Below are 19,017 nucleotides of genomic sequence, written 5' to 3'. Positions count from 1 at the left end.
ACCCGGCGGAAACGCCGGGGGCCGGCTCGGTGATTCCGAGCCGGCCCGCGGCGGGTACGGCGATCTCAGAGGTCGGCGAAGACCGATCTCACCTCGTCTTCGGTCAGCCCGTAGTCGGCCAGCGAATACTTGTGCGCGGGCTTGCGGTCGCCCGATTTGCTCTCCTCGTCGAGCGCCCGCATCGCGTTCCGGGCCGCCTCGGTGTAATCCAGCCCGAACGTCGAATAGATCTTCTCGACGGTGCCGAACGGATCCGCCCGCAGATCCTCGAACTGGATGTCGAGGAACTGATCGGGGTTGTATCGCGCACGCGCGGAATTGAATTCGCGCAGGCCCCGCGACCAGAGTTCGAGCTGAGTGCGGCCGATCGTCTCCCCGACGAAGGTGTTCGACCAGCCCTTGGTGGCCTGTTCGGACAGGCTGCACGACGAACCGACGATGGTCACCGGGTCGCGGTGGGTCTGGATGATCAGCGCGTCGGGGTAGACCTCCATCAGCGCGTCCAGCGCGAACAGGTGGCTCGGGTTCTTCAGCACCCAGCCCCTCGTGTCACCCAGGCCGATCAGCTGCAGATTCTGCTTGTGCCGCTGATAGGCGTTGGTCCAGTCCTGCTTCTGCAACCACTGCGAATAGGTCGGCAGATAGGCCAGTGATTCGTAGGCGATGGATTTCACCGTCTGGCGCAGCAGCTGCCAGCATTCCTCGACCTCGGCGGCACTCATGTAGTGCAGGCCCATGAATTCCGGATTGTCGATGTGATGCTGCGCGAAACCGGCGTCGATCTGCTGGAACACCGGATTGTCGGCCCAGGTCTCGCGCGGCGGACGCGGCTGCGGCAGTTCGGTCAGCCACATCTCGAGCGCCTGATGCTGCGGGTCGGCGGCCAGCAGCCGATGCAGCGCGGTGGTGCCGGTGCGGGGCAGGCCGGTGACGAAGATCGGCCGCTCGATCGCGGTCTCGGCGTAGCCGGGATTGGCCTTCCAGGACGCCTCGCTCAGCGCGCGCGCGACCAGTGCGCCGCGCAGGAAATAGCGGTTCATCTTGGAACCGAGTTCGGTGAGGTCGGCGTCGCGCCGATACGAGTCGAGCAGCACACCGAGCGCCTCGGTGTAGTCGTCGGGGCCGAAATCGGTGAGCCCGCACGCCTTGGTGGCGGATGCGTGCAGATCCTCGACGGTGCCGACGTTGGTACGAGCGGTGGTCATGAAATTCCGTTCCTCACACGTGGTATTCGCCGCAGTTGACGTCCAGGGTCTGGCCGGTGATGGCACTGGCCCACTCGGAAGCGAGAAACACCACGGCCCTGGCGATCTCGTCCGGTTCGGGCAGGCGCTTGAGATCCGACCGGGAGGCGGTCTGCTCGTACACCTGGTCGACCGTGATGCCGTACTTCTTCGCGACCTCACCGAAATACCACTTCAGCTGATCGGCCCAGATGTAGCCCGGCGCCACGCTGTTGACCCGAATTCCCTTGGCGCCCAATTCGGTTGCCAGCGTCTGCGACATGGCCAGCAGCGCCGACTTGGCGACCTTGTAGCTGCCGTAGCGCGGTTCGGAGTGCCGCAGCACCGACGAATTGATCATCACCACCGCGCCCCGGGTCTTGGCCAGTTCGTCGGTGAAGGCCTGGGTCGCCCGCAGCGTGCCCAGCACCGTCAGCTCGAGGCTGTCGCTGATCTGCCGGAAGTCGGTGCGCGCCAGCGACTTCATCGACGGCATCGCGAAGGCGTTGTTGACCAGAGCGTCGACCCGGCCGAAGGTCTCGACCGTGCGCTCGACCAGATTCGCCACCGCGGCGTCGTCGGTGATGTCGGTCGGCACGATCAGGCTCGTCCCGCCGGCGGCGTCGATCTCGTCGGCCACCTCCCGCAGCCGCGATTCGGTGCGCGCGGCCAGCACCACCTTCGCGCCGGCCGCGGCCGCCTGCACGCACAGCGAGCGGCCCAGTCCGGGACCCACTCCGCTGATCACGACCACCTTGTCTGCCAGCAGGCCCGTTCCGGCGCTCATCCGAGCATCCGATCGGCGAAACCGCGCTGGCGGTCGGCGATGCGGGCGCGCCAGCCCTGCTCGTCGATGCGGTTGAATTCGTAGTGCGGCAGCTGCGCCGCCACCTCGTCGAACGGCACCAGGGCGAATCGCGGCCCGTCCGCGGGGGTCATCTCCCGGGCGACGCGCTGCCATCGGAACTGCAGGATGCCGCGGCGGCGTCCGGTGGTCTCGATCCAATTGGTGATGCCCGGGTTGCGGGCCGAGACCACCATGCGGATCATCCCGTCCGGATCGACCTGGGCCTGAGCGCTGTTGAGGCTGGTCTGGTGGTTGACGTAGTCGAGAGAGATGTACCAGCGGCTACCGAGCTGAAATCCCTGATAGGGCGCATCGGATTTCGGCACCGTGATCACCAGCGCCTGGTCGTCGTCGAGATCGAAGTGGCCGACCGAGGAGTACTGCGTGCTGAGTCCGCCCGGGGTGAGCCGCGGTTCGGTGAGGGTGTTCACCGGCAGGTCGAGGTAGAACCACTTGGGAAAGTTGAACCAGGTGTGGATGCGCTGCACCAGCGCCCGCGCCGCGGCCCGATACCGCTTGCGCAGCTGGTCGACACCGGGCTCGGGGGCCGCGGTACCGACGGTGTCGAGGCGCTCGATGCGGATGCTGCCCTTCGTCTCCGCGTTCCAGTCGCCGTAGACCTCGCGCACCGCGAGCATCGAGGCCCCCTCTCCGAGGACGAAATAGTTCGGCCCGGCATCGGCTTTCGGCGGTCCGAAGCGGAGCTGGTAGCTGCCGTCGGCGGCGATCTGCAGGCGCCGGTCGTCGAAGGCGTCGTCGCCGTTGGGCACGTCGGTGGCGGTGTAGTCGCCGCGCAGCACCTGGAAGCTGAGGTCGACGGTACTGCCGCGGACACCGGTGAGCAGATATTCCGCACCCGGCTCGACATTCGCGTGGTAGTAGAGCGTATCCGGGTTGTCCAGGCCCATTTTCGCGTGCGGGCCGGTGGAGCTCACGAAGTACGGGTGGCTGGTGCCGTGCGTGCCCGACAGCTGCAGGCACGCGGCGATACTGCCCGCGAGGTAGTCGTATCCCTCGGCGAGATCCTTCTCGTCGTTGATGAAATCCGCTGCCGCGATCAGCTTCTCGGCCTCGGCGATCGCCGAGGTGAACGGTTCGGTGAGCGACCCGCCGCCCGGAAGTCCGTTTCCGGCGGCGGTATCGGTTCCCGGTGACGATCCTGTCGATGTACTCATGTCGTCCTAGCGTGTTGTGCGGGCGGAACTGCGGTTCACAGTCTCAGTTCGCGGCGGATCAGCGCGGCGATTTCGGCGGGTGAGCCGTGATCGGGAGTGATCACGAGCTCGGCGTGTTCGGGGCGTTCGTAGGGCGAGTCGATGCCGGTGAACTCCGGCAGCCGGCCCGCGCGGGCCTTGGCGTACAATCCCTTCGGATCCCGGCGCTCACACACCTCCAGCGGGGTGTCGACGAAGATTTCGTGGAAGTCCAGGCCGCTCGCGGCGTGCACGCCGCGCGCCTGCTCGCGCTGGTCGGCGAACGGGCTGATCACCGAGACGATGGCGATCAGGCCGGCGTCGGCGAACAACGAGGCGACCTGAGCCACCCGGCGGATGTTCTCGCGCCGGTCCTCGTCGGTGAAACCGAGGTCGGCGTTGAGCCCGTGCCGCAGATTGTCGCCGTCGAGCCGATAGGCCGGGCGGCCGGCGGCCACCAGCTGGCGCTCCAATTCCACGGCGATCGTGGACTTTCCGGAGCCGGACAGACCGGTCAGCCACACCGTCGCACCGGCGTGCGGGCGCTGGCCGCGCCCCACCGAGGAGCTGTGCCAGACGACATCCCCGCGCACCACCTTCGGCGCCGCCGAGGCGTCCGGCACCGACTCCGGCCCGGTGTCGCGGGCCAGGATCATCCCGGCGGCCACGGTCTGATCGGTGTCCTCGTCGATGAGGATGAAACTGCCGGTGCGGCGGTTGTCGCGGTAGCTGTCGACCATCAGCGGGCGCTGACCGCGCAGGGTGAGGCGGCCGATGTCGTTGAGCGCCAGGGCATTCGCGTCCGTGACACGGTGCAGGGTGTTGACGTCGAGCCGGTAGTCGAGGTCGTGGACCTGGACGCGGGTGGTCTGGGCGGCGGTGCGGATCGCGTAGCGCGCACCGGGCCGCAGTTCGGTGGTCTCGGAGAACCAGCACACCATGGCGTCGACCTCATCGGCGATATGCGGCCGATTTCCCGGACGGGCCAGCATATCTCCGCGCCCGACATCGACTTCGTCGTCTAGTTCCACCGAGACCGCCATCCCGGTGAACCCCTCGTCGACCTTCACCCCGCCCGGTCCCCAGATCCGCGCGACCCGCGACGACCGCCCGGACGGCAGCACGACCACCTCGTCGCCGGGTTTGAAGATGCCGCCGGCGATGGTCCCGGCATAGGTGCGATGGCCGGCCCCGCTGGTGCCGGCATCGGCGTGCGGGCGGATCACGTACTGCACCGGCAGCCGCGCGTCGATCAGATTGCGGTCCGAGGCGATGTGCACCTGTTCGAGGTGGCTCAGCAGCGGCGGGCCCGCATACCACGGGGTGTGCTCGGAGTCGGTGACCACATTGTCGCCGTGCAGCGCCGACACCGGCACGAAACTCAGATCGCCGACGGTCAGCTTCGCCGCGAAATCGGCGAATTCCTCGCGGATCTCGTCGAATCGCGCAGCCGACCAGTCCACCAGATCCATCTTGTTCACACACACCACCAGGTGCGGCACCCCGAGCAGCGAGGCCAGGAACGCGTGCCGGCGGGTCTGCTCGACCACGCCCTTGCGCGCGTCGACCAGGATCAGCGCCAGATCCGCCGTGGAGGCGCCGGTCACCATATTGCGCGTGTACTGCACGTGGCCCGGGGTGTCGGCGATGATGAACTTGCGGCGCGGCGTGGTGAAGTAGCGGTAGGCCACGTCGATGGTGATGCCCTGTTCCCGTTCGGCGCGCAGGCCGTCGGTCACCAGCGCCAGATCCGTTGCGGCGTCGCCGCGTTGGGCACTGGCCCGTTCGATCGCGGCCAGCTGATCGGAGAACAGGCTCTTGGAGTCGTAGAGCAGGCGGCCGATGAGGGTGGACTTGCCGTCGTCGACGCTGCCGGCTGTCGCGAGACGTAACAGATTGCGGCTCATCAGAAGTAGCCCTCCCGCTTGCGGTCTTCCATCCCGGATTCGGAGATGCGGTCGTCGGCGCGGGTGGCGCCGCGTTCGGTGAGCCGGGTGATCGCGGTTTCGGCGATCACGGCCGCCGGATTGTCGGCCTCGCTCTCGATACATCCGGTGCAGGTGGCGTCACCGACGGTGCGGAACCGCACCGTCGTCTCGAACACCGGTTCGTCCGGGCCGGGGGTCAGGAAAGGATTGGCGGCCAGCAGCATTCCGTCGCGGCGGAAGACCGGGCGGCGGTGCGCGTAGTACAGCGGCGGCAGTTCCACCGCCTCGCGGTCGATGTACTCCCAGATGTCGAGTTCGGTCCAGTTCGACAGCGGGAACACCCGGATGTGCTGGCCCGCACGGTGTTTGCCGTTGTAGAGGTTCCACACCTCCGGGCGCTGCGCCCGCGGCTCCCAGGCGCCGAATTCGTCGCGGAAACTGAACACCCGCTCCTTGGCGCGCGCCTTCTCCTCGTCGCGGCGCGCCCCGCCGAACACGGCGTCGAAGCGATGTTCGCCGATCGCGCGCAGCAATGTGGTGGTCTGCAACCGATTCCGGCTCTCCCCCGGGCGTTCGGTGACCCGCCCGGCGTCGATATCGTCCTGCACCCGCGCCACCAGCAGCCGCGCGCCGAGCCTGGCCGCCGTGCGATCGCGGAATTCGATCACCTCGTCGAAGTTGTGCCCCGTGTCGACGTGCAGCAGCGCGAACGGCAGCGCCGCCGGCCAGAACGCCTTGCGGGCCAGCTCCAGCATCACCGCCGAATCCTTACCGCCGGAGAACAGCAGCACCGGTCGTTCGAAGGTGGCCGCCACCTCCCGGAAGATGTGCACCGATTCGGCCTCCAGGGCCGACAGATGCGACAGCTCGTATCCCGTCCGCATCACATTCGCCTTGTCCGCATCGCTCGCATCGCTTCCCCGGATCCGAAATCTCGACCACTTCGGAGTTGCGTTGTCGAATATTCGACGCTATTGTTCGATATTGTGACACCGACGATAAGCGGACAGCTGCGCGTCGGTCAAGGGGCTGTCGACGACGGCGCATGTTCGGAGCCGCCATACCGGGTGCGAAGTCGCTGCATCGTCCTGAGCCGCGACTCCGATCCGGCGCACGCAGATCCGACGGCTCGAGAGCCGACCAGCGCCTCGAAGCCCCGGCCTCCATCGCGCTGAACCGGGCCCCCCGACCATTCAGCGCTCCGGACCGGGAAGCCGGCCCGCCTCGCACCGGTACGGTGAGCGGCGGTGCGGACCGTTGCGACTCGTCACCGCTATCGACCAGAAAGGGCGCGATGTCCGAGAGCACCGAGGTCACTCCTACCGCCTCCGCGGGATCACCACCCACGCATCGCGTGGTGCGGGTGATCGACCTGCTGTCGCGCCGGCCCGCCGAGCACTTGTCGCTGGCGCGGATCGTGCGCGAGACCGGACTGTCGAGGGCGACGGCACATGCGGTGCTGACCCAGCTCACGACCGACGGCTGGACGGTGCGCGATCTCGACGGCAACTACGGGCTCGGGATGGGGCTGCTCGCCGTCGCACGCCGCGCGGAGGCGGCCTTCCCGCTGCGCCGCCTGGCTGCCGACATGCTGCGGGAATTCGTTGCCGAACAGGGCTTTCCGGTTTTCCTGGCCGAGCGCGACGACGGTTCGATCATCGTCACCGAGGTCGCCGGCACCCCGTCGGTCCCGTGGATCCGGCAGGGCCGCCGCCTGCCCCTGGCACCGCCGGTGGCCCGTGAATTCATCGCCTGGGCACCGGCTTCCGAACGCACCGCCTGGATCGCCCACGCCGACCCCGCCCATCGCGAACGCCTGCTCGCGGTCCTCGACGCCGTGCGCGACCGCGGTTACTCCGTCGAGCGCCTCGCCGACGAATCCGCTCCGGTCCTCGAAGCCCTTGCCGCCCTGCGCAATTCCCCGGTCACCGATCCACTCCGAAACCGCCTGGGCAGCATGATCACGGACCTGATCACCATCGACTACCTCCCCGACGAACTCGGCGCCGAAAACGCCGTAGTCACGGTCGCCGCCCCCATCTTCGCCGGCGACCGCGTCATCGCCGCCGTCGTCGCCTGCCCCGACACCCGCCTCTCCGCCCAGCACCTCACCGCCCTCGGCGCAGCGATCACCGCCACCGCGGAAAAGATCACCCGAACCACCACCGGCACCTGACCGATCGGCATGCCCTGCCCCCACACAGATGCGCCCCCCAACCGAGCGAAGGCAACAGCAATCGTCTCCTCACCGACGGCCCGCGCACATCGACGCGGGAGCAACTACGGTCGGGATGTGCCGACCACAACCTTCCCACGCCGTTCCAACCACAACCGTCGTACCGTTCTGTCCCTGCGGATTTCGATCGCCGCACTCGCACTGACCGCAGTTTTGTCCGGCTGCGATTCCGAGACCGCCACGCCCGCAACGTCTACCACCGGTGCGAGCACGGCAGCCGCCACCGCCACGTCCGGTACACCGAATGCCGCCAACCCGGCACAGCCCACCGGCACGACCACATCCCCCGCGGCCGGCACGGTCAGCGTCCCGGATGTCCGCGGCGACCGCCCGGCCCTCGCCGACCAGCTCCTCACCGCCGCGGGCCTGCGCGCACACATCACCGGCGGCACCAGCCGCGGCCCGGGCGGCGGCCAATGCGTGATCACCACTCAGAATCCCGACGCGGGCGTCTCGGTCCCCACCGGCGCCACCATCGAGCTCACCACCGGCGAGGTCGGCGGCGGCCAGTGCTGAAATCGGCTACCGCCGCGCGATTTTCGGTTGTCACAGGCCCCGCGGTCGACCGATGATGGCGTCCACGATCGAACAGCGGCGGGAGTGGCAGTGGGTGTATGGGGCGGCGTCTGCGCCTTCGACGAGCAGAGATTTCGCGATGTCGTGATTCCCGCGCTGCGCGCAGGGCACGAACATCCCGTTGTCACCGGGGCATTGCAGCGCATGTACGCGCACGGCCGCGGAATGATCGACGACGGCGACCCCCTCGGCGAACCCGAGCCGTGCCGGTTCGAAGGATTGGCCGCGGTAGTGGCCCACCTCGACGAGTCGTTCGCCACCTGCGACCTGGGGCGCGACTTTCGGGTCGTCGGCGGCACACTCACCGAGCCGGGCCGCCGCCCGGGCGAGCCGGGCTGGGGGTATTGGGAACTGGTTGAACTGGTGGAGTGGGTCGTCACCGGCGAGGCCGTGCGGGCCTGGGGACATCTGGGGTTGAGGGTGCCATCCCCGTGGTCGATCTTCCCGTCGCTACTTCTGTGGCACGACTCACGTCCGGAACCGGACAGCGAAGTGTTCCGGGTACAAGAGCTTCTCGTGCGGCTGGACACGCACTCGGGCTACTGGGTGCACGGCGGTGGCGGCTTCGGGGAAGGTGTCGGCGGCTGGTTGAACGCGCCGCAGACGCACGAACTCGCGACGCTGCTACCGCGTCACGACCCGGATGCGGACCGGCAGTCGCAACGGGAATCGCTCTGGACGGTGGTGGACTGGGCCGTCGAACGCGATCTCGGTCTGCTGTGGGGACGCGATCTCGAATTGTTCTACTCCGACGAACCAGCGGCGATGTTCGACGAAGGAGCGACACCGGCGGATCGACTGGCCTGATCCCGACCCGGCCGGCGTCGTGGCACCCGACCGCCCTACCCGCGCAGGTGGTAGCTCCGCCCCGGATCGGAGGCCACATACTCCGCCCACGTGCGCGTGCCGTCGGCGTGGTCGGGGCAGGTGTTGTCACCGGCGCGGAAGGCGCGGGCGATCGTGCCGGGTAGCGGCAGCGGCACCGTGCGGCGCGGGCGGCCGTGGTGTTGCTGCCAGATCTTCGCCAGTTCCTTCAGGGTGAGCACCTGTGGGCCGCCGAAATCGTCCGCGCGGGTGCGTGGTTCGCCTTCTACCAAGTCGGTGAGGCGGGTGGCCACATCTTCGGTGGCGACCGGTTGAAAGCGGAAATCCAAGGGCAGCGGCGCGATCGGAAGCTTCTGCACCGCGGACAGGACCGCGGCGATGAGGTCGTGGAATTGGGTGGCGCGCTGAATCGTGTGCGGCACACCGCTGTCGGCGATCAGTTGTTCGCAGGCGAGTTTATTGCGGTAGTAGCCGAAAGGGATGCGGTCGATGCCGACGATCGACACATAGAGCAGATGCCGCGCTCCCCCGGCGGCCGCGAGCAGGTTCCGGGTCTGCTCGATATCGGGTTTACCGAACCGCCGGAAATCCGAAGCCGCGTGCACGATCGACTCCGCGCCCTCGGCAGCGTCGCGCACCCCGGCACCGGTCGTCAGATCCCCCACATGCGTCCCCGCACCCGGGCGCCGCGACAGCACCCGCACGTCGTGCCCGCGTTCCCGCAGCCGATCCACGATGTGCCGCCCGAGCGCGCCCGTTCCACCGGTCACCAGCACTGTGCTCATGCCCCTACCCAACCCCGCATCCGGAGTCCGGGCAAGCACCCGACAGCCGATGTCACATCCGAATCACCACACCCCTGCGCCACCATCGGACCGCCGCCGCACGCCGACGGTAAGCGTCTGCAGATCCAATGATGGTGAATCAATCGTGCGAACCTCGCCGAATTCGGCGGTTTTCCGCATTTTCTGTGGCGGTTTGCACGAAAAGTTCAGGGTACGTCCGGCCTCACCTCGTCCGGCGCGCCCGCACATCGGCGGACACGCCGTCCGAACCACACTGCGCGGGAACCGATTCCACGTCCCCCGCGTCGAAGTATCCGGGGGCGCCGAATGCCGAGACCAGTGGCGGCCGATCCCGATCGGCATCGGATTCAGTCGCAAGGACGGACATATGATTGCTCGGCGTTCGGATATCGCCACATACATCGTGGTGGCGTACGCACTCGCGTGGGTGCTCGCGTCGGTTCCCTGGATCGACGGGAAGGGGCTGGAATCGGTCCCGTGGCTGAACGATGGCGCGGCCCTCATGATGTTCGCCCCGACAGTGGCCGTTCTCGTCGCACGGTCGAGGATGCGGCAGCCTGTGCTCGCGCGCCCCGCCGCACCGGGCGTCCCGGCGGCCCCCGGCTTCGCCGCCGACGTCGGCCTCGGCCTCGGTCCGGCACCTGCCCGCACTGCTCGGTTGATCGTCGCCGCCTGGCTCGGCACGCAAATGGTCGCGTGGATCGCCTACGAGATCAGCGCGGCGCCCGGCTGGTTCCATTTCGATCTGGGCAAGTTCGACACCTCGACGGTGGTCGCAATACTGTTCGAGACACTGACGACGTCCGTCATCGCGACGCTGCCGAACGCGCTCGGCGAGGAGATCGGCTGGCGCGGTTGGCTGTTGCCACAATTGATCTCCCGCTACGGCACCCCGGTGGCGCTGGTCGCGACCGGGGTCGTCTGGGCCCTCTGGCACGCTCCGCTCACACTGCTCGGTTACGGCTTCACCGATATCGGCGCCTGGTCGGCATCGGCCTACATCCCGTTCGCCGTCTGTTTCGGCGCCGTCCTCGGCTGGCTGCGGCTGCGGTCGGCCAGCGTGTGGCCCGCCGCGGTCGCGCACGCGTCGTGGAACAGCGGAGCGTTGATCTTCGGCGCCCTGCGGTCGGCCGACTCGAGCGAGCACGCGCACACGCTAGTGGGCGGCTCCGGGCTCCCCGGGTGGATCCTGTGGGCGGCCGTCGCAGCCGCATTGTTCGCCTTCGCGCCGGTAGCGAAAACCCCCGCACCTGCACTGCGAACTTCGGTGCAGACGTAGCGCCGCTACTGTGGTTAGCTTTGAGGCCATGAGTACCACGCTCGCTGCTCTGCCGGAGGAATATCTGCCCCGCGACACCGCGGATGTCGTTCGCACAGTGCGGGATTCACGACCGCAACCGCTGACCGTGCGCGGCGGCGACCACAGCAGCGAGCAGCTCGACGACGAACCGGCCCCGCCCGACCGTCGCATCGTGATGTCGCTGCGCCGGATGAACCGGGTGCAGGCGGTGGACGCCGATGCGCGGCTGGTGCGCGTGCAGGCCGGCGCACGGCTGTCCGATATCGATCGCACCCTGGCAGCACACGGCCTCGGCCTGCCGATCGTCGGCGACCACCGCGAGATAACCGCCGGCGGTTTCGCCGCCGTCGGCGGGCTCAGCGCGGCCTCGCACCGCTACGGCATGTTCAGCGACAACGTGGTCGCCCTCGAATACGTGGACCCCGAGGGCAGGTTCGGCACCTGCGGGCGCACCCATCATGCCGAGCGATTCCACCGCATCCTCGGCGGAGCCGGGCGCACCGGCATCATCACGGCGCTGACGCTGCAAGCCATCGAGGTCGACAAGGACCACACCTGGCTCACCTCCGACGCGCACCGCTTCCTCGACTTCGACACCTTCGTCGAACACTCGCACGCCGAGATCACCCGCCCCGGCGATGCCCTGCTGCAGGTCGGCCGCTGGGTCGACACCGCGCCGCTGCGCGTCTCGCGTCCGGTCGGCACCGGGAACATCCAGCTGGGCACGGTCCGCTTCGGCCAGTGGTCGAGTCTGCACCCCACCACCGCCACCCCGTCGCTGCGGGCCCGCCGCGAACTGGGTGCGCGGGCGCGAAAGTCGTTGGGCGCCATCGCCTCGGCCGCGGGTGGCCGCGCCGGTATGCCGGTGCGCAACGCCGCCGCCGGTGCGCTGATGTTCGCCCCCAAGGTCCTCACGCTGCGCGACGCCGAATATCTCGCCGACACCGTGATCAGCTCCTCCGAGCGCGGCCCGGCCTACCGGGTGGCGGTCTTCGCGCCCCTGAGCAGCTACAGCACCGTCTTCCACCGCCTGCACGACCTGTTCGCCGAGCATCGCGAGCGCAGCGGCGCCATCACGGTCATCTCCGCCATGACCTACGGCGTGCGGTCCCCGTATCTGCACGAGTCCGCCGGCGAGGACCACGGCTTCATCACCTTCACCTGCCGCCTGCGCCCCACCGGCACCTACTCGGGCCGCTCCGGCGCCCCGGAACTGTTGCGCGACATCACCTCCGGCATCGACGACATCTGCCGCTCCGAACGCGCCCGCCGCTACCACACCCCCGACTGACCCCACGGCGAAGACCGAACGCCCCGGCAGACATGTCGGGGCGTTCGGCTTTTCCGGAGATATCCCTTTTCGGCGATATCTCGAAAAAGCCCCATCAACGACGAAGCGCCCCGGCCGAAGCCGGGGCGCTCGAGCGTCGGATGCTCAGTGCTTCTCGGGTCCCACGTGGTACTCGAACACCAGACCGGCGACCGAGGCCAGGATGCAGAGCACGCCCAGGCCGATCAGCCAGTACTGGAAGAACGCGAAGCCGAGCGCGGTAACCGAGGCGGAACCGGCCAGCAGGATGGGCCAGAAGCTGCCGGGCGAGAAGAAGCCCAGGTCGCCGGCACCGTCGACGATTTCGGCCTCTTCGTAGTCCTCGGGGCGCAGATCCAACCGGCGCGCCACGAAGCGGAAGTAGGTGCCGACGATCAGCGTCAGTCCGGCGGTCAGCACGATGGCGGTGGTACCCGCCCACTCGACGCCGGTGCGGGACTGGCCGGTGAAGAATCCGTAGACGACGGCCACGATGATGAAGAACACCGTGAGCAGCTCGAAGATGCGTGCTTCGACCTTCATGTCTGTTCAGTACCCTTCTTACTTGCTCTCGGCCTGGCTGGCTTCACGCGCGGTGCGACGGGTGTCGAACGGGTGCGTGGTGGTCGCGACCGGCGACTCGCCGATGCTCGACAGGGCCTCGGCATTGGTCTTACCCGCTTCGCGGGCGGCGATGTACTTGTCGAACTTGTCCGGCGTCACGGCACGCACTTCGAAGTTCATCATCGAGTGGAAAGTACCGCACATCTCCGCGCAGCGGCCGACGAAAGCACCCTCGTGCTCGATCTTGGTGATCTGGAAGGTGTTGTCGGAGTGGTTTTCCTTCGGGTTCGGCATCACGTCGCGCTTGAACAGGAACTCCGGCACCCAGAAGGAGTGGATGACGTCGGCGGAGGCCAGCTGGAATTCCACGACCTTGTTGGTCGGCAGCACCAGCACCGGGATCTCGTTGGACGAGCCGATGGTCTCGACCTTGTCGTAGTGCAGGTACGAGATGTCGTTGGCGGGCAGGCCGTGCACCGGACCCGGCTGCGGGTGGCCGTCGGCGGTGCGCTCCTTGTACTCGGCCTGGATCTGCTCGTTCAGCGCCTGACGGGTCTGGTCGACACCCTCGTAGACCTGGCCGTTCTGGCCGACGACCTTCTGGTAACCGAACTTCCAGTTCCACTGGAACGCGGTCACGTCGACGACCACATCCGGGTTCGAGGTCTTCTCGTGCACGTAGTTCTGCACGACCACGGTGAAGTAGAACAGCACCGCGATGATCACGAACGGAATCGCCGTGTAGGTCAGCTCCAGCGGCACGTTGTACCCGGTCTGCCGCGGGAACTCCGGGGAGGTCTTCTTCTTGCGGTGGAAGGTCACGGTCCAGAAGGTCAGACCCCAGACCAGCACACCCATCGCCAGGGCGGCGACGACCGACCACGTCCACAGTTCCCGCATCCGGGTCGCCTGCGGGGTCACACCCGTGGGCCAGCCGAACCGAAGCACGGGATTGTCGATCGAGCAGCCCGAGACGAGCATCACGGTGATCCCCATGGACACCGCCAGCCCGGCCCGCCGAAGGATGCGGCCCCGCCGTACCCGGGCGGGTCGTGCCCCTATCGCTTCGCTCGCCTTGTGCGCCACGCTCAACGCCTTCCTGGTCGTCCATCCGACACGGCGCCACCCGGATGCCGGGCAGCGCGTTTTCAGCACGTTCGGGAGCCTTTCGCGAGCCGCGCCGAACGCACGGCCGACCACGAGAGTTCCCGAGTACTACGCAGCGTAGACCAAACCGCCTCCCGCGTTGTGCCCGGGTCGCTTTCGACACACCGGCCACCGGGTGCGATCCCGGCCGATCGGTTGCGCCGCCCGCGCGCGCGGGCGCGAAATCCCAGGCGAGGGCGACCGCCGCCCAGCGAGGCGACGAGCCGGGCCGCGGTGCGGCATACTCGGGGACTGGTTTCGAATGTTCTCCGCGTACCCGATCCGGAAACGAGGTTCTCGACGCAGTGTGTGGACTGCTGGGATTTCTGACCGCCGATGTGGCCACCGACTCCGTCGTACAGCAGGTGTACGACGCCTTGCAGTGCGGGCGCCATCGCGGCCCGGACGAGCGCGGCACCTGGCACGACGAACACATCATCCTGGGCTTCAACCGCCTCTCGATCATCGACATCGAGCATTCGCATCAGCCGCTGCGCTGGGGTCCGCCGGAGAATCCGCAGCGTTATGCGCTGGCGTTCAACGGTGAGATCTACAACTACCTGGAGTTGCGCGCGCAGCTGAGCGACGAATTCGGGGCGCGGTTCGCCACCGAGGGCGACGGTGAGGCGATCGTCGCGGCCTATCACCACTGGGGCACCGCGGCATTCTCCAAGCTGCGCGGCATGTTCGCCTTCGCCATCTGGGACACCGAAACCCAGGAGCTGGTGCTGGCCCGCGACCCGTTCGGCATCAAGCCGCTGTTCCTGGCCACCGGCCCGGGCGGCACCGCCTACGCCAGCGAGAAGAAGAGCCTGCTGGAACTGCTGCCCGCGCTGAATCTGTCGGACGCGCTGGATCCGCGCGCGCTCGAGCACTACACGGTGCTGCAGTACGTGCCGGAGCCGGAGTCGCTGCACGCGAACATCCGCCGGCTGGAATCGGGCTGCTACGCCACGCTGCGTCCCGGGGCCGCGCCGGAAGTGACCCGCTACTTCGAGCCAAACTTCCGGGTGCGCCCGTTCGCGGCCGGCTCGGAGGAGGCTCGCTACCGCGAGATCGCGGCGGTGCTCGAGGATTCGGTCGCCAAGCACATGCGCGCGGACGTCACCGTCGGCGCCTTCCTGTCCGGTGGCATCGACTCCACCGCGATCGCGGCGCTGGCGATCCGGCACAACCCGAATCTGCTCACCTTCACCTCGGCGTTCGAGCGGGAGGGGTATTCGGAGGCCGACGTGGCGGCCGAGACCGCGGAGGCGATCGGCGCGAAGCATTTCATCCGCACCGTGAGCCCCGAGGAGTTCGCCGGCGCGATCCCCGAGATCGTCTGGTACCTCGACGATCCGGTGGCCGATCCGGCGCTGGTGCCGCTGTATTTCGTGGCGCAGGAGGCCCGCAAGCACGTCAAGGTGGTGCTCTCCGGTGAGGGTTCCGACGAGTTGTTCGGCGGCTACACGATCTATCGGGAACCGTTGTCGCTCAAGCCCTTCGAATACCTGCCGAAGGGTGTGCGGCGACTGGCCGGCAAGCTCTCGGACCGGATTCCGGACGGAACGCGCGGCAAGAGCCTGCTGCATCGCGGTTCGCTGCCGCTCGAGCAGCGCTATTACGGCAACGCGCGCAGCTTCAACGACGCCCAGTTGCGGTCGGTGCTGCGCGAATTCCGTCCGGAATGGACGCACCAGGATGTGACGGCCCCGATCTACGCGCGCTCACGCGGCTGGGATCCGGTGGCGCGCATGCAGCATCTGGACCTGTTCACCTGGTTGCGCGGCGACATCCTGGTCAAGGCCGACAAGATGACCATGGCCAACTCGCTGGAGCTGCGGGTGCCGTTCCTGGACCCCGAGGTGTTCGCGGTCGCCGAGCGGATCCCGTATCAGCAGAAGATCACCAAGGAGACCACCAAGTACGCGCTGCGTCGCGCACTCGAGACGATCGTCCCGCCGCATGTGCTGCACCGGCCGAAGCTGGGCTTCCCGGTGCCGCTGCGGCACTGGCTGCGCGGCCCGGAGCTCTACGACTGGGCCGCCACCCAGATCGCGGAATCGCACACCGACCATCTGCTGGACAAGTCCGCGATCAAGGCGATGCTCGAGGCACACCGCGCCGGCAACGGCGACCACAGCCGTCGCCTGTGGACCCTGCTGGTGTTCATGATCTGGCACGGCATCTTCGTCGAGAACCGGATCAAGCCCGATATTCAGGAGCCCACCTACCCCGTGCGGCTCTAGCCGCTACCGCGAGGCGGCGTCGCACCGCAGCCGATCACGGCCCGGCGGTGCGGCGCTGGCCCCATCGATTCCTTTCGTACGCGTGCATAGACGTCACGTCATCTTTTCGACGCTCTTGAACGTGCCGTTAAATAGCGGTACATTAAATGGCGTCAAGCAAGTTGAGCGGCTCGGCTCGAGCCGTGGACGGATATGACCGAGACACGTACATAAGGAATTCCGATGGTTCGAAACGAACTGCCCTCGAAGATCCGCACCCGCATGTCCCGCACGGTGATCGCGGTCGCCATCGCGGCGGCCCCGATCGTGGCGGCCGCCGGCCCCGCTCTCGCCGAACCGGCGGCGCCCCCGGCCCAGTCCCAGGAAGTCCAGGCACCCGGAACCGATATCCAGTTCGTCCACGGCTGGGGCCATCACGGCTGGGGCCATCACGGCGGCTGGGGAATGCCCGGCTGGGGCGGCCCGCGCGGAGGCTACGGCGGCTATCCCGGGTGGTACAGCCCGTGGACCGGTGGTTACGGGTATGGCTACGGCTACGGCTATTCGCCGTTCTCGAGCGGCAGCGCCGCCTGAGCCGGTATCAGACGGCTCGATCGCACCCGGCACGCGGCCTACCCTCGTAGGCATGTGCCGAAACATCACCGCGCTGCGCGGCTTGGACCCCGCTGCGACACCCGAGGAAATCGACGCGGCCGCGCTGCAGTACGTCCGCAAGGTGGGTGGTCTGAGCAGCATCTCCGAGACCACCCGCCCCGCGGTCGAGGAGGCCGTCGCCGAGATCGCGGCGGCGACCACCCGGCTGCTGGCGGCGCTGCCAGAGCGCAAAGCCCCGCCGAAGTCGGTTCCGCCGCTGCGACGCCCGGAAGTGCAAGCCCGCATCGCCGCTCGCGCCTGAGCAGGGCGGCGGACCGGTTCTCGATGGCGTTCGGCTCGTGATTCACCCGGCGTTCGCCGTGGCGTGGGGTTTTCTGAACCCGCGCACGGTTGGGTGGAGGGATGGACGAGCGGGATGCGTCGGAGCCGGTATCGGAGCAGGCGGGTAGCGCCGGGGCGGGGGCGGGTCCTGGTTCGACGCCGGGCGGCGGTACGCACGGAGATGACACCGCCGGGCCGGACGCCGCTGCTCGAGTAGGAGGGCCCGAGGGTGGCGGCGCTCGCCCCGACCGATCGCGTGGGGTGAGCCGGCGGTGGCTGTTCGGCGCGTCGGGGGCGGCGGCGATCGCCGGGCTGGCCGTGGGCGCGGGGACGACGGCGGCATTGCACGGCGACGGATCGTCGACCGGCAGCGGCGGGCGATTCTGGCCGCTGTCGCCGGAATTGGCGATCGAGCCGGCCCGGGTGGCGGCACCACCGGTCACGGGGTTGCACCTGCAGTTCGGCGCCGACGCCGCGCGCGAGGCCGTGGTGAGCTGGCAGAGTCCGGGTTCGGTGCGCAATCCGGTGGTGCGATTCGGCACGGCGACAACGGGTTTCGGCGCGACCGCCCAGGCGCAGACCCGGGTCTACCGGGACGCCGCCTCGGGCACGGAGGTGTACGCCCATCACGCGGTACTGAGCGGGCTCACGCCGGACACCGACTACATCTACGCGGCCGGACACGACGGCGCCACACCGGAATTGGGCACACACCGCACCGCACCGGCGGGCCGGGCCGCGTTCCGCTTCACCAGTTTCGGCGATCAGGGCACCCCGACGCTCGGCAAACTGGACAACGGCCGCTACGTCAACGACAACCTCGGCTCCCCGGTCGCCGGAGATGTCACCGCGGGGATCGAACATCTCGCCCCGCTGTTCAATCTCGTCAACGGCGACCTGTGCTACGCCAATCTCGCCACCGACCGGATCCGCACCTGGAACGACTGGTGGGCCAACAATTCTCGCTCCGCTCGCCACCGACCGTGGATGCCGGCGCCCGGCAATCACGAGAACGAACGCGGCAACGGTCCGATCGGTTACGAGGCGTTCCAAACGTATTTCACCGTGCCCGACAGCGGGGCCGAGAATCTCGCGCGCGGGCTCTGGTACGCCTTCACGGTCGGCGCGGTCCGGGTGATCGCGGTGGCCAACGACGACATCTGCCTGCAGGACGGCGGCAACTCCTACGTGCACGGCTACTCGGGCGGCGCCCAGAAGCGCTGGCTCGACGAGGAACTGGCCGCCGCTCGAGCCGACCGCGCCATCGACTGGATCGTCGTGTTCATGCACCAGACCGCGATCTCCTCGGCCGACAAGGCCAACGGCGCCGATCTGGGGATCCGCCAGGAGTGGCTGCCGCTGTTCGACCGCTACCAGGTCGATCTGGTGCTGTGCGGTCACGAACACCATTACGAGCGTTCACATCCCGTCCGCGGCGTCCTCGGCAGCGACACCCTCACCCCGAAACCGGTCCCGGAGGCTGTCACGCCCGCCACCGCGACCGCACCCGAGATCATCGACACCTCCAAGGGCACAGTGCATCTCGTGATCGGCGGCGGTGGCACCTCCGTCCCCTCGAACGGGCTGTTCTTCCCCGGACAGCAGTGCCGGGTGATCACCGGTGTCGGCGCCGTCGACCCCGGCACGGGTAAGAAGGCGCCGATCTACGTGATGGAGCAAGCACCCTGGTCCGCCTTCAAAGACCCCGAACACCCTTACGGTTTCTGCGCTTTCGACGTGAACCCCGGCTCCCCCGGCGGCCACACCACCATGACGGCCACCTACTACGCCGTCACCGACACGCTGAAACCGGTGGACACCTTCATCCTCACCCGCCCCCGCTCCGACAGCTGACCCACAGCGCGATGATCGCGCGGCGATCGCATCGCCCTCGGCCACGAGAGCCGCTCGCCACCGT

The 19,017-nt window shown here is 68.2% G+C and carries 17 protein-coding genes; 9 read left to right on the top strand and 8 right to left on the bottom strand.

Annotated elements, in window-relative coordinates:
- Positions 1 to 65 precede the first annotated feature (65 nt).
- From ACPCUW_RS27470 to cysD, 5 genes are read right to left on the bottom strand one after another with little or no spacing between them, the layout of a single operon-like run.
- Entirely contained in the window at positions 66 to 1,205 is a 1,140-nt protein-coding gene (locus ACPCUW_RS27470; RefSeq protein WP_063018251.1) for a sulfotransferase family protein, read from the bottom strand.
- A gap of 13 nt (positions 1,206 to 1,218) precedes the next feature.
- Complete coding sequence (locus ACPCUW_RS27465) at positions 1,219 to 2,010, bottom strand: SDR family oxidoreductase (protein WP_063018253.1); 792 nt, start codon at positions 2,008 to 2,010, stop codon at positions 1,219 to 1,221.
- Positions 2,007 to 3,245: a hypothetical protein gene (locus tag ACPCUW_RS27460; protein ID WP_423428040.1), complete on the bottom strand. Its 1,239-nt coding sequence runs from the start codon at positions 3,243 to 3,245 to the stop codon at positions 2,007 to 2,009. The genes ACPCUW_RS27465 and ACPCUW_RS27460 overlap by 4 nt, the downstream gene beginning before the upstream one ends.
- 35 nt (positions 3,246 to 3,280) lie before the next feature.
- Positions 3,281 to 5,170 (bottom strand): adenylyl-sulfate kinase, encoded by a 1,890-nt coding sequence (gene cysC, locus ACPCUW_RS27455; protein WP_423428038.1) that lies wholly within the window; start codon positions 5,168 to 5,170, stop codon positions 3,281 to 3,283.
- Positions 5,170 to 6,075 (bottom strand): sulfate adenylyltransferase subunit CysD, encoded by a 906-nt coding sequence (gene cysD, locus ACPCUW_RS27450; protein ID WP_030514770.1) that lies wholly within the window; start codon positions 6,073 to 6,075, stop codon positions 5,170 to 5,172. The genes cysC and cysD overlap by 1 nt, the downstream gene beginning before the upstream one ends.
- Before the next feature lie 410 nt (positions 6,076 to 6,485).
- On the opposite strand from cysD, the gene ACPCUW_RS27445 reads away from it, so the two are divergent.
- From ACPCUW_RS27445 to ACPCUW_RS27435, 3 genes are all read left to right on the top strand, one after another.
- Positions 6,486 to 7,367, top strand: coding sequence for an IclR family transcriptional regulator (locus ACPCUW_RS27445; RefSeq protein WP_423428036.1), 882 nt, complete (start codon positions 6,486 to 6,488; stop codon positions 7,365 to 7,367).
- Positions 7,368 to 7,484: 117 nt separating this feature from the next.
- Complete coding sequence (locus tag ACPCUW_RS27440) at positions 7,485 to 7,943, top strand: PASTA domain-containing protein (protein WP_423428034.1); 459 nt, start codon at positions 7,485 to 7,487, stop codon at positions 7,941 to 7,943.
- A gap of 90 nt (positions 7,944 to 8,033) precedes the next feature.
- Positions 8,034 to 8,810 (top strand): hypothetical protein, encoded by a 777-nt coding sequence (locus ACPCUW_RS27435; RefSeq protein WP_423428033.1) that lies wholly within the window; start codon positions 8,034 to 8,036, stop codon positions 8,808 to 8,810.
- A gap of 35 nt (positions 8,811 to 8,845) precedes the next feature.
- Here ACPCUW_RS27435 and ACPCUW_RS27430 read toward each other — a convergent pair whose 3' ends face one another.
- Positions 8,846 to 9,613 (bottom strand): SDR family oxidoreductase, encoded by a 768-nt coding sequence (locus ACPCUW_RS27430; protein ID WP_423428031.1) that lies wholly within the window; start codon positions 9,611 to 9,613, stop codon positions 8,846 to 8,848.
- Positions 9,614 to 10,001: 388 nt separating this feature from the next.
- Between ACPCUW_RS27430 and ACPCUW_RS27425 the strand changes: the two genes are divergently transcribed.
- Together ACPCUW_RS27425 and ACPCUW_RS27420 are read left to right on the top strand one after the other, a co-directional pair.
- Positions 10,002 to 10,913: a lysostaphin resistance A-like protein gene (locus ACPCUW_RS27425; protein ID WP_423428029.1), complete on the top strand. Its 912-nt coding sequence runs from the start codon at positions 10,002 to 10,004 to the stop codon at positions 10,911 to 10,913.
- A gap of 28 nt (positions 10,914 to 10,941) precedes the next feature.
- Complete coding sequence (locus ACPCUW_RS27420; protein ID WP_030514775.1) at positions 10,942 to 12,225, top strand: FAD-binding oxidoreductase; 1,284 nt, start codon at positions 10,942 to 10,944, stop codon at positions 12,223 to 12,225.
- Between the two features lie 144 nt (positions 12,226 to 12,369).
- Here the strand turns inward: ACPCUW_RS27420 and ACPCUW_RS27415 are convergent, their stop codons facing one another.
- Complete coding sequence (locus tag ACPCUW_RS27415) at positions 12,370 to 12,786, bottom strand: cytochrome c oxidase subunit 4 (protein WP_030514776.1); 417 nt, start codon at positions 12,784 to 12,786, stop codon at positions 12,370 to 12,372.
- A gap of 18 nt (positions 12,787 to 12,804) precedes the next feature.
- On the bottom strand, positions 12,805 to 13,803 hold the full coding sequence (locus ACPCUW_RS27410; protein ID WP_423428027.1) for a cytochrome c oxidase subunit II: 999 nt from the start codon (positions 13,801 to 13,803) through the stop codon (positions 12,805 to 12,807).
- 455 nt (positions 13,804 to 14,258) lie between these two features.
- Here ACPCUW_RS27410 and asnB point away from each other — a divergent pair, with 455 nt between their 5' ends.
- The 4 genes from asnB to ACPCUW_RS27390 all read left to right on the top strand — a co-directional run bounded on the left by asnB (position 14,259) and on the right by ACPCUW_RS27390 (position 18,953).
- Positions 14,259 to 16,184 carry an asparagine synthase (glutamine-hydrolyzing) gene (asnB, locus tag ACPCUW_RS27405; RefSeq protein WP_423428025.1) on the top strand — a complete coding sequence of 642 codons (1,926 nt, stop codon included), beginning with the start codon at positions 14,259 to 14,261 and terminating at the stop codon, positions 16,182 to 16,184.
- A 222-nt stretch (positions 16,185 to 16,406) separates the two neighbouring features.
- The gene (locus ACPCUW_RS27400; protein WP_423428023.1) at positions 16,407 to 16,757 is read left to right on the top strand and encodes a hypothetical protein; all 351 of its coding nucleotides are present in this window, start codon (positions 16,407 to 16,409) and stop codon (positions 16,755 to 16,757) included.
- Between the two features lie 52 nt (positions 16,758 to 16,809).
- Positions 16,810 to 17,079: a DUF2277 family protein gene (locus ACPCUW_RS27395; RefSeq protein WP_063018276.1), complete on the top strand. Its 270-nt coding sequence runs from the start codon at positions 16,810 to 16,812 to the stop codon at positions 17,077 to 17,079.
- Positions 17,080 to 17,360: 281 nt separating this feature from the next.
- Entirely contained in the window at positions 17,361 to 18,953 is a 1,593-nt protein-coding gene (locus tag ACPCUW_RS27390; protein WP_423428021.1) for a purple acid phosphatase family protein, read from the top strand.
- Positions 18,954 to 19,017: the final 64 nt, after the last annotated feature.

Origin of the sequence: Nocardia sp. AB354, assembly GCF_049538315.1 — a bacterium.
Classification (GTDB): Bacteria; Actinomycetota; Actinomycetes; order Mycobacteriales; family Mycobacteriaceae; genus Nocardia; species Nocardia nova.
Note: the sequence above shows the minus strand (reverse complement) of the source record. Positions and strands in the feature narration are given on the sequence as shown.

What these genes read in the sequence shown, in the direction of transcription:
- ACPCUW_RS27470 (WP_063018251.1), bottom strand. Translation starts at nt 1,205, where the DNA reads ATGACCACCGCTCGTACCAACGTCGGCACCGTCGAGGATCTGCACGCA.
- ACPCUW_RS27465 (WP_063018253.1), bottom strand. Translation starts at nt 2,010, where the DNA reads ATGAGCGCCGGAACGGGCCTGCTGGCAGACAAGGTGGTCGTGATCAGC.
- ACPCUW_RS27460 (WP_423428040.1), bottom strand. Translation starts at nt 3,245, where the DNA reads ATGAGTACATCGACAGGATCGTCACCGGGAACCGATACCGCCGCCGGA.
- cysC (WP_423428038.1), bottom strand. Translation starts at nt 5,170, where the DNA reads ATGAGCCGCAATCTGTTACGTCTCGCGACAGCCGGCAGCGTCGACGAC.
- cysD (WP_030514770.1), bottom strand. Translation starts at nt 6,075, where the DNA reads ATGCGGACGGGATACGAGCTGTCGCATCTGTCGGCCCTGGAGGCCGAA.
- ACPCUW_RS27445 (WP_423428036.1), top strand. Translation starts at nt 6,486, where the DNA reads ATGTCCGAGAGCACCGAGGTCACTCCTACCGCCTCCGCGGGATCACCA.
- ACPCUW_RS27430 (WP_423428031.1), bottom strand. Translation starts at nt 9,613, where the DNA reads ATGAGCACAGTGCTGGTGACCGGTGGAACGGGCGCGCTCGGGCGGCAC.
- ACPCUW_RS27425 (WP_423428029.1), top strand. Translation starts at nt 10,002, where the DNA reads ATGATTGCTCGGCGTTCGGATATCGCCACATACATCGTGGTGGCGTAC.
- ACPCUW_RS27420 (WP_030514775.1), top strand. Translation starts at nt 10,942, where the DNA reads ATGAGTACCACGCTCGCTGCTCTGCCGGAGGAATATCTGCCCCGCGAC.
- ACPCUW_RS27415 (WP_030514776.1), bottom strand. Translation starts at nt 12,786, where the DNA reads ATGAAGGTCGAAGCACGCATCTTCGAGCTGCTCACGGTGTTCTTCATC.
- ACPCUW_RS27410 (WP_423428027.1), bottom strand. Translation starts at nt 13,803, where the DNA reads ATGGGGATCACCGTGATGCTCGTCTCGGGCTGCTCGATCGACAATCCC.
- ACPCUW_RS27400 (WP_423428023.1), top strand. Translation starts at nt 16,407, where the DNA reads ATGGTTCGAAACGAACTGCCCTCGAAGATCCGCACCCGCATGTCCCGC.
- ACPCUW_RS27395 (WP_063018276.1), top strand. Translation starts at nt 16,810, where the DNA reads ATGTGCCGAAACATCACCGCGCTGCGCGGCTTGGACCCCGCTGCGACA.